This is a genomic window from Mucilaginibacter sp. (genome assembly GCF_036568825.1).
Lineage (GTDB): Bacteria > Bacteroidota > Bacteroidia > Sphingobacteriales > Sphingobacteriaceae > Mucilaginibacter.
In genome coordinates, this window is sequence record NZ_DATCRU010000096.1 from 1 (window position 1) to 9,864 (window position 9,864).

Genomic DNA, 9,864 nt, shown 5'->3' on the forward strand with positions numbered 1-9,864 from the left:
GTACAATTTACCTGAGAAATTTACAGGCGAACCATGTGTTAAGTGACCGCCATGAGAAAGATCAAAACCTAATATTTTATCGCCGGGCTGCAGGCAAGCCAGTAAAACGGCAGCATTAGCCTGAGCGCCTGAATGCGGCTGAACGTTTACCCATTCGGCATTGAACAGCTTTTTAGCTCTTTCAATAGCGATGGTCTCTATCTCGTCAACTACCTGGCAACCGCCGTAATAGCGTTTACCGGGCAAGCCTTCGGCATATTTGTTGGTTGCGACAGAACCTGCAGCTTCCATCACCTGACGGCTTACAAAGTTTTCCGACGCGATCAGTTCAATTCCTTCTTCCTGGCGTTGCTGTTCTTCATCCAACAGCTTAAATATCAATTTGTCTCTTTTCATGTTCAGCTTAAAAACGGCGCTAAATTAGCATTTAGATGTGAGATTTGAGATGTGAGATTTCAATTAGTAATCAGTTAACCGGTGACCAGAGATCAGTTAAGATTAAAGGGGCCAAAAAGAGCTTTCTCCTTTAACCTTCGGCTTTCACCTCATCTCACAGATATCCAAAAATTATTGTATCCTAAACCGATCTGGATGTTGATCAGTTCCTGCTGCAGCATTTCGAGCACTGCAAGGAAATTATATACAAAGTGCACCTTGTTTTCTGAGTGTCCGGCAAGGGCCTTAAAGTCCATCTTACTGTTGATCAGTAACAACTCATTGATGGCCTTCTTCTGTTTCTCGATAGTATATGGGTACTGAACTACGGTGTGCTTTACCTCCTCGGTACGACTGGCAAAACGCCTGGTTACTTTATCGTATACCATCATCAGTTTGTACAAAGTCAGTTCTGATAGTTCTTCTCCTGGAACTGCGGTTTTCTCCACCTGTTGCAGATCGAAGATGATATTGCCGCGTTTTTCCTGTTTCAGGCGTTCTTCTTCCATCGGTCGCAACTCTTCACAAATCAGCTTGAACTTTTTGTATTCGATCAGCTTGCGTACCAGCTCTGCTTTCGGGTCAAGCTCGCCATCTTCTTCCGCAGTATAACGCGGCAGCAGCATTTTGGCTTTGATGCGCATCAGGGTGGCGGCTACGAAGATAAATTCGCTGGCCAGCTCCATGTTCAGGCTGTTCATCTGGTGGATATAGTTCAGGAAATCGTCGGTGATCTTCGCAATCGGAATGTCGTGAATATCCAGCTCATCCCTTTCAATGAAAAAGAGGAGCAGGTCAAACGGACCTTCAAATTGCGCCAACTTTATTTCAAAACTATTATCGGTCATAAAAACACTATTAACCTAAACTATTCTATGCTGCAAAGGTTATAAAAACTGAAGACCTAATTGTCCATTAATTATCAACTTATTCTACTTTGCTAACATTGTGGGAATCGAATTATTATGTTTTCACGTATTTTAAAAATTAATGCCTTACTTTGTAAGTTAAATTTTCTATAAGGATGTCAATGCAGGTTACGCCCGGTGATTTACTACAAAAGATCAACTATCCATCTGATTTAAAACAACTTACTGAAGATCAACTTGAACAGGTTTGCCAGGAACTGCGTCAATATATTATTGATGTAGTATCAGTAAATGGCGGTCACTTTGCGGCAAGTTTGGGTGTGGTAGAATTGACGGTCGCTTTGCATTACATTTTAAATACGCCATATGACCAACTGGTGTGGGATGTGGGCCACCAGGCTTACGGGCACAAGATTTTGACAGGTCGACGTGATAATTTTCACACCAACCGTGTTTACAAAGGCATCAGCGGTTTCCCAAAACGTGCCGAAAGCGAATACGACACTTTTGGCGTAGGCCACTCTTCTACTTCTGTTTCAGCGGCGCTTGGAATGGCAGTAGCCTCAAGATATAAAGGTGAGACCGATCGTCAGCATGTGGCTGTAATAGGCGACGGCGCAATGACAGCCGGTTTGGCTTTTGAAGCCTTGAACCATGCGGGTATCGAAAACTCCAATATCCTGGTGATATTGAACGACAATAACATGTCGATCGACCCGAATGTGGGTGGATTGAAACAATATTTGACTGACATTACTACCTCGAAACCATACAACCGTTTCAGGGATGATATAGCGACTGTTTTAACGAAAATCTCATCAATGGGGCCTGATGCTTTCAAGATCGCTAAAAAGATCGAAAAGAGCATCAAAGGAACTTTATTGAAGAGAAGTAATTTCTTTGAGGCTTTACAATTCCGCTATTTCGGGCCGATTGATGGGCATGATGTGAAGCACCTGGTAAAAGTATTGCGCGACCTGCGTGATATACCTGGGCCAAAACTGCTGCATTGTGTTACGGTAAAAGGTAAAGGCTATGCTTTAGCCGAAAAAGACCAGACCAAGTGGCATGCTCCCGGCTTGTTCGATAAAATAACCGGTGAGATCAAAAAATCGAAATCCGAAAAACCACAGCCTCCAAAATACCAGGATGTATTCGGCCATACCATTATAGAGCTTGCTGAGCAGAACCCTAAAATTATGGGTATTACGCCTGCAATGCCTTCAGGATGTTCATTAAACCTGATGATGAAGGCTATGCCCGACCGTGCTTTTGATGTGGGCATTGCCGAACAACATGCGGTTACCTTCTCAGCAGGTTTGGCAACACAAGGATTGATTCCTTTCTGTAACATCTACTCCAGCTTTATGCAAAGGGCATACGATCAGGTAATTCATGATGTGGCAATACAGAAACTAAATGTGGTATTCTGTCTTGACAGAGCAGGATTGGTTGGTGCTGACGGACCAACACACCATGGCGCTTATGATTTGGCTTACATGCGCTGTATACCCAACATGATCGTATCATCACCGATGAACGAGGAAGAACTGCGCAACCTGATGTATACCGCACAACAGGATGATATGGGACCATTTGTGATCCGTTATCCCCGTGGCACAGGTGTTATGCCCGACTGGCAGCGTCCATTAAAAGCCATCCCGGTAGGTAAAGGCCGTAAAATAAGCGATGGCGAAGATGTTGCTATCTTATCGATTGGCGCTATCGGCAACGAAGTAGTTAAAGCTTCATCTGAATTAAATAGCGAAGGATTTTACCCCGCACATTACGATATCCGTTTTGTGAAACCGTTGGATGAAAACCTGCTGCATGAAGTATTCCAGAAATTCAGTAAGGTAATTACTGTTGAGGACGGATGCATTGAAGGTGGCATGGGAAGCGCCATATTGGAATTTATGGCTGATAATAATTACTCAGCTGAGGTGGTTCGTTTAGGCATCCCTGACGAATTTATCGAGCACGGAGAACAACCAGAGCTTTGGGCCGAATGTGGTTATGATGCCAATGCAATAGCCGAACAGGTAAAAAAAATGGGCATCAAACGCAGTGCCCACACGATAGCTTCTTAATGTGCGAATGTGCAGATGCGAGAATGTGCAGATGGTTTTGATTGATTGAATTAATTTGCACATCTGCACATTTTCTAATCTGCACATCTACTCATTCGCACATCTGCACATTCTAATGGCTTCGATAGCTCGCCAGATCATTATAGATCTGTCTGAATGAGCTTCTTAGCCCGATAGTAATCATCGTGGTTTTGTCCTTAAACGCGCTGTTTTGCTCCTGACGGAATATTCCGCCTAATTCAACTCTCAGGTTATATTTCGGGTTCAGCAGATAAGCCACTTTGCCTTGCAGGTAATACATATTGGTGGTTAAGCCCTGACCGGTGTAGTTTCCAAAGAACCTGGCAGGAGAAGTATATACCTGAAAGATATCCTTACCAAAATTCATCCCTGCACTATCTAATCCGTAATGACCGTAATCAAACTCACCTGAAAAATCGAAGCGTTTATAGGAGTAATTAAGCAAACCGACAATCTCCCTAAAGTTTGCTCCCCATGGATGCGCCAGTGGCTCGCTGTTTTCAGAATAATTTTCTATGGATGACCTGGCTGAATAAGTATAAGGCTTCGCATTATTGCTTTCGAGCAGGTAATTTAGATTTTTAACGCCAAACAAGTTTGCTCCGCGTATACCTAATTGCCAGCCGTATTTATTGACCGAAGCGCCATCACTTGAGAAAAAGTCCTTCGATACAAACTCATTTAAAGCAAACTGGCCGTACGCGGTGATACCATCTGTCAGTTTATATTTTGCTGTCAGGCCAAGCAGCGATTTATCAGGGTCGTCGGCAGAGTTATTAACCGGTTTCAGGAAGATGATCGGGTTGATGTAATTGAAGTCAAAAGGGCGTTTTGCACCATTATCATCCGTAAAAAAACCCATCACATTCTCAAAGAAACCAACTGAAAACCTGTTATTCACGTTCCAGTCCAGGTAATGAAATACACCAAATTTATGCCTGTCGGCGCCGTATTGCGAAGTAAACGCCGGATCGTTCATATCGGTCCACATCACCATATAACGCACATTGCCTAAAGTGCCTGTCAGCTTCAGGAATGGATAAGGCGAAGCATAGTCAGATAAGAGCATCGACCGGTAGCCATCACCAATGAAAGTCTTGTCGCGTCCTGCTGAAATATTTAAGTACTTTATCGGTGTGTAGGAAACTACGGCTGTGATATATGACCATGAATAGCCGTTGGCATTGTAAGTTTTCGCATAAGCCTGTCCCGGAACTATGCCTACCTGTTGTATATAGGTCGACAAATATTCTGGCACAACGGCATTATTCAAATACCCTGCTACGTTGTATTGAAACTTATCACTAATCGAGCCACCCAATTGCAAGCCAACAGCACTGGTATAAGTATTCAGCTTGCCCGACAAATCCCGACCTACACCAACATCTGGTAACACATCGCCATAAAATGTAGAATTGGAGCCTTTATAATCGATTAGATGTTCATTGAATATCTTATTATACAACCAGCTATGCTGCTTACCATCATTGCCGTAGTTCATTAAAGAATCGTAGTGTGATCTTAATGCAGAATCTATGATCAATGGCTTGATTGAAGTATGCTCACGGGTTTTTGTTGAGTATAGGTCCGAGTTCAGCTTCTGGTAAAAGTCGTAGGAATAAGGCTGATATTGCGATTGTGCGAATGCCGAATCGGCCACAAACAGGCTCAACACTGCAACAAAGACAATTTTATATATGTGGTAAATAGGTTTCATGATGCCGGGGTTGATAAATTAAAAATCATGATATAAGTCTCTGAAAGTGCTCCGCAGTCCGAAAATAAGCATCACCGTTTTTGTATCCGCAATGCTGCTGGTCGACTGCCTTACCAAACCGCCTATCTCCAGCCGCAGATTATATTTCGGATTTAAAACATAGGCCACTGTTCCTTCGGCATATTTGAGGGTGTTCATAGTAGTAGCCTGCCCGGTCGAGGTTATAAACGGCGATAAATTCGTTCCCGTACCACCTGTTAATTGCGCGGTGACAGTTGCATACTTTGCATAATTAAGCTGCCCCTGCAAATCAAATTTGCCTATGGAGTAATTAAGAATACCCACCAATTCTTTATAATCAGAGCCCAGCGGATCAGCCAATGATTCGCTTAATTGGGTATAATTCACGATAGGATACTGACTTGCATAAGTATTGGGCTTGGAAGTATTATACTCAAACAAATAGTTCAGCTTATTAACCTTAAATAAGTCAGATCCCCTGAAACCTACTTGCCAGGCGTATTTGCTGCTTCCTCCTACTGACGAATCCTGGTCATACAAAAACTGTCCGTAAATGGTTGTTTTATTCAGCACCTTGTATTTGCCGTTAAAACCGAACAAGGTATGGTCAGGAGCGGGGTTTGAATGCCCAAGCGACGATACAAAGAATATTGGATTAACATAATTGGGGTCAAAGCCATGATACTGCCCCGCATCATTAGCTTCTTCGGCAATCAGCGCATTAAAGAAGCCGATCGAAGCCCGGTTAGTAATGTTCCAGTCGATATAATGGAATGCGCCCCATTTGCGGCGGTTGTTCGAGAAGGAATTAAACTGCGTGGCATACTGGTCTTCCATGTAAGCCCACATCGCCATGTATTGTATCCGCTTGCCTAGATCTGCTTTAAATCGTAACAAAGGATACGCGGATGCATAATCAGATAATAAAACTGAACGGTAACCATCTCCGATAAAAGTTTTGTCTTCGCCTAGTTCAACTGATATGGATTTAGTTGGCGTATAACCTATTAAAGCGGTCACATTCGACCAGTCTTTTGTTGATGCACCATAGCTTTTATCAAAGGCCTGTCCCGGAATCATTCCAACAGAATTGATATAGTCTGTTTCATAATTGGCAAACTTTCCCTGGTTCTCATAACCGCTTGTATAAAAGAAAAACCTCGAACCGATTGTACCGCCTAACTGGTATCCACGGGTGTTCAGCCACACTGTTTTAGGTTCATTGAACTCCCGGCCTATTTGTAAGTCGGGTAGGTAATCAAGGAAAAAAGTGTATTCCCTGTCGTTTACTTCAATCAAATGCTGACGGAACAATTTGCGATATAACCAGCTTTTGCCCGAGTTATCAGCCTTGAGCATCAATAACGAATCATACAATGGTCGTATGGCGCTCGAATCTCCAATCAAATATGGCTTAAGCGAAGTGTGCAGATTATTGGAAGGTGAATAAACCGAGTTATTCAGCTTTTGATAAAATTGATAAGAGTAAGGCTGATACATCAGCTGCGCCTTTGCAGAGCAGACCAACAACAACAGCACAATACAAGTAAAAAGTTTCTTCATATAGGGGAATTAGCAACAGCTATATTATTCAAAATAGTTCAGGGTTTTAAAACCACCCTTTTTCAGGTAATCATCTTTTTTAACCAGGTGCAAGTCTGATTGTACCATGTCCTCCACCAATGCCTTCAGGTCATATTTTGGTACCCAACCTAGCTTTTCCTTCGCTTTGGTAGCATCGCCGATCAGCAAATCCACCTCAGTCGGCCTGAAATATTTAGAGTCGATCTTTACTACCGTTTGACCGAATTTCAAAGCACCACGGTTTAAACCTAATTCTTCCATTCGCTGCTCATCAATGTCAATCACTACACCTTTTTCATGCTCATCCTTACCACTAAATTCTATCTCAACACCCAATTCAGCAAAAGCCATACGGATAAAGTCGCGCACAGTGGTAGTAACACCTGTGGCGATTACAAAATCCTCGGCTTTAGCCTGCTGCAACATCAGCCACATGGCCTCGATATAATCTTTGGCATGCCCCCAATCGCGTTTGGCCGACAGGTTACCCATATACAGGCAATTCTGTAAACCCAATACAATCTTGGCGGCCGCGCGGGTAATTTTCCGGGTCACAAATGTCTCACCACGTATTGGACTTTCATGATTGAATAAAATACCATTGCAGGCATACATATTATAGGCTTCGCGATAGTTAACAATGATCCAGTAACCGTATAACTTAGCCACAGCATAAGGTGAACGCGGGTAAAAAGGCGTGGTCTCGCTTTGCGGAACAGCTTGCACTAAACCATATAACTCAGAGGTTGATGCCTGGTAAATGCGGGTCTTTTGAGTCAGGCCTAATAATCGCACGGCTTCCAATATTCTCAGGGTACCAACACCATCAGCATTGGCTGTGTATTCAGGTGTATCAAAACTCACCTTCACATGGCTTTGAGCGGCAAGATTGTAGATTTCGTCTGGCTGAACTTCCTGTACCAAACGAATTAGATTAGTAGAATCAGTCAAATCGCCGTAATGAAGCTTGAACTTTACGTTCGGCTCATGGGGATCATGATAAAGGTGGTCGATACGGTCCGTATTAAATAACGACGACCTCCTTTTCACCCCATGCACCATATAACCCTTTTTCAGGAGGAACTCGGCTAAATAAGCACCGTCCTGTCCTGTAATGCCGGTAATTAATGCTGTCTTCATCTGCTCTCGTAACGATTATCTTACAATATTATCCAATTTAATTGTAAATGTTGTCATCGGGGATTACAAGTGTTCACGTTCACAGTCCGTGAACGCTCGTGAACATTCGTGAACACCATAGATTTACACCCCAAGGTCAAAAATTACGCTGCTTGTTTATCAATCAAAAATCCATGCCTACCTTAGTTCTACACTTATCCAATAGACCATGGCAAAAGTAAAATGGTTTGAACGAAGCTTCGATTTCAGCAAGGATCAGAATATCTTCCCATCCATTATTGAACGCCTCAGGGGAACACCTGCGCGGCTGGAAGAAAAATTCAAATCCATACCTGCTGAAATATTGGAGATGAAGGTTGACAATACCTGGTCGATCAAAGAAAATGTCGGGCACTTAATTGACCTCGAACCACTTTGGCAGGGAAGATTAGAGGACATCAAAAATGGAGAGATTGAGATGCGGCCAACTGATCTGGCCAATCGTAAAACGGATGAAGCCAATCATAATTCGCAGCCAATAGAAAAGCTATTAAGTGATTTCAGGGCGATAAGAGAACACACTGTAAATCTAATCGATAACCTGGACGAAGAAACCATATTTAAGTCAGCATTACATCCAAGATTGAAAGCGCCTATGTGTACGATGGATCTGTTTCTATTTGTGGCCGAACATGATGATCATCATTTAGCTAGGATAACGGAATTGGTGAAACTATTGAATCAAGGTTGAAGCGAATTATAAGCCTCCACCGCTTCCTCCAATTCCTTATACCACTCTTCACCATACTTACGGATAAGCGGTTCTTTCAGAAACTCATGCACATGTACTTTTAATTCATTGCCAAATGAGCATGCCGGGCTGCAGATGCTCCAGCGGTCGTAATTCAGTACATCAAACTCGGGGTATTTGGTAATACGGATAGGGTATAAATGACAAGAAATCGGTTTTCTCCAGTTGATAGCGCCGTACTCGTAAGCCTTCTCAATGGCACATTTGGTGATACCATTTTCCCAGGTAACATAGGCACATTCTTTATTGGTATCGACACAGGGCGTGGTATAGTCTCCTTCAAAATCGGTTACATAAGTTCCGGTTTCTTCAATAGTAGCTATCCCTTTAGCGGTCATAAAAGGCTTTACCTTTGGATAAATCTCATCCAGAATATGTAGTTCGTCGTGGTTCAAAGGCGCACCTGAATCACCTTCCAAACAACACGCGCCCTTACATTTCTTCAGGTTGCAGACAAAGTTCTCCTTTATCACATCCTCGTGCACCAAAACATTGCCGACCTCGATCATAAATTCTAAATACTAAACTCTAAATCCTAAACTCTAAATTCTGAATATTAAGCTCTAAACCCTAAATTCTAAATGATTATGCGAACCACTCACCATTCAACTCAATCAACCTAATCAACTAATCGGTTTCCTTACTCACCGGGTTCAGCGGATATTTTAATCCACTGGCTGATGTCAGCTCCATTGTTAAACTGCCTACTATCACTTCTACATGTGCTTTTACCGGGATACGGTTGTTGTCATCCGTGATCCAAAGATACAGCTTACTATCCTTTCTGAAAATACGGCCGGGAATAATCGTCGGACTAAACTTCAGGCAATTGAAAGTACCCATCGCACACTTTATCCGTTCCTTACCTACGTAGGTAATATTCATGGCATGGATGCCGTCATCAAGGAAGTATTGCAAATCGAATTTTTGCCCAACCTTAATTTTAGAAACATCCAGGCACCGCGCAAAATAATACGCTGATACAAAGTCGAACACCTGGTCGCCTTTGTAAGGGAATGTTCCTTTGCCGGCAGTTATCGTTTTCTTTTCATGATCAAAAGTTACCTTATCGGTATGCTTCCAGCTCGATTCGCGCCTGTTCTCGGCATAATAATAGGGCAATAGTGTATTCTTATCGATATAACTTTCGTAACGATTACGCACTTTATAAAAAACATCAAAAGTACCGGCGGTTTT

The 9,864-nt window shown here is 42.7% G+C and carries 8 protein-coding genes and 1 pseudogene; 2 read left to right on the forward strand and 7 right to left on the reverse strand.

Annotated elements, in window-relative coordinates:
- Together glyA and VIM89_RS21575 are read right to left on the reverse strand one after the other, a co-directional pair.
- Positions 1–396 (reverse strand): annotated as a pseudogene (glyA, locus tag VIM89_RS21570) (serine hydroxymethyltransferase); the annotation flags it as partial.
- A gap of 149 nt (positions 397–545) precedes the next feature.
- Positions 546–1,283: a segregation and condensation protein A gene (locus VIM89_RS21575; protein WP_488158261.1), complete on the reverse strand. Its 738-nt coding sequence runs from the start codon at positions 1,281–1,283 to the stop codon at positions 546–548.
- Positions 1,284–1,465: 182 nt separating this feature from the next.
- Between VIM89_RS21575 and dxs the strand changes: the two genes are divergently transcribed.
- Complete coding sequence (dxs, locus tag VIM89_RS21580) at positions 1,466–3,394, forward strand: 1-deoxy-D-xylulose-5-phosphate synthase (protein ID WP_488158268.1); 1,929 nt, start codon at positions 1,466–1,468, stop codon at positions 3,392–3,394.
- 112 nt (positions 3,395–3,506) lie between these two features.
- Here dxs and VIM89_RS21585 read toward each other — a convergent pair whose 3' ends face one another.
- From VIM89_RS21585 to gmd, 3 genes are read right to left on the reverse strand one after another with little or no spacing between them, the layout of a single operon-like run.
- Positions 3,507–5,132 (reverse strand): gliding motility protein RemB, encoded by a 1,626-nt coding sequence (locus tag VIM89_RS21585; RefSeq protein WP_488158262.1) that lies wholly within the window; start codon positions 5,130–5,132, stop codon positions 3,507–3,509.
- Positions 5,133–5,150: 18 nt separating this feature from the next.
- The gene (locus tag VIM89_RS21590; protein ID WP_488158263.1) at positions 5,151–6,716 is read right to left on the reverse strand and encodes a capsule assembly Wzi family protein; all 1,566 of its coding nucleotides are present in this window, start codon (positions 6,714–6,716) and stop codon (positions 5,151–5,153) included.
- Between the two features lie 24 nt (positions 6,717–6,740).
- On the reverse strand, positions 6,741–7,877 hold the full coding sequence (gene gmd, locus VIM89_RS21595; protein ID WP_488158264.1) for a GDP-mannose 4,6-dehydratase: 1,137 nt from the start codon (positions 7,875–7,877) through the stop codon (positions 6,741–6,743).
- A gap of 208 nt (positions 7,878–8,085) precedes the next feature.
- On the opposite strand from gmd, the gene VIM89_RS21600 reads away from it, so the two are divergent.
- On the forward strand, positions 8,086–8,607 hold the full coding sequence (locus VIM89_RS21600; RefSeq protein WP_488158265.1) for a DinB family protein: 522 nt from the start codon (positions 8,086–8,088) through the stop codon (positions 8,605–8,607).
- Here VIM89_RS21600 and VIM89_RS21605 read toward each other — a convergent pair.
- Positions 8,598–9,176, reverse strand: a complete 579-nt coding sequence (locus VIM89_RS21605) for a DUF3109 family protein (RefSeq protein ID WP_488158266.1) — start codon at positions 9,174–9,176, stop codon at positions 8,598–8,600. The two genes, VIM89_RS21600 and VIM89_RS21605, sit on opposite strands and share 10 nt — an antisense overlap.
- A 118-nt stretch (positions 9,177–9,294) precedes the next feature.
- The coding region (locus VIM89_RS21610) for a DUF3108 domain-containing protein (protein ID WP_488158267.1) at positions 9,295–9,864 on the reverse strand (570 nt) is incomplete at its 5' end.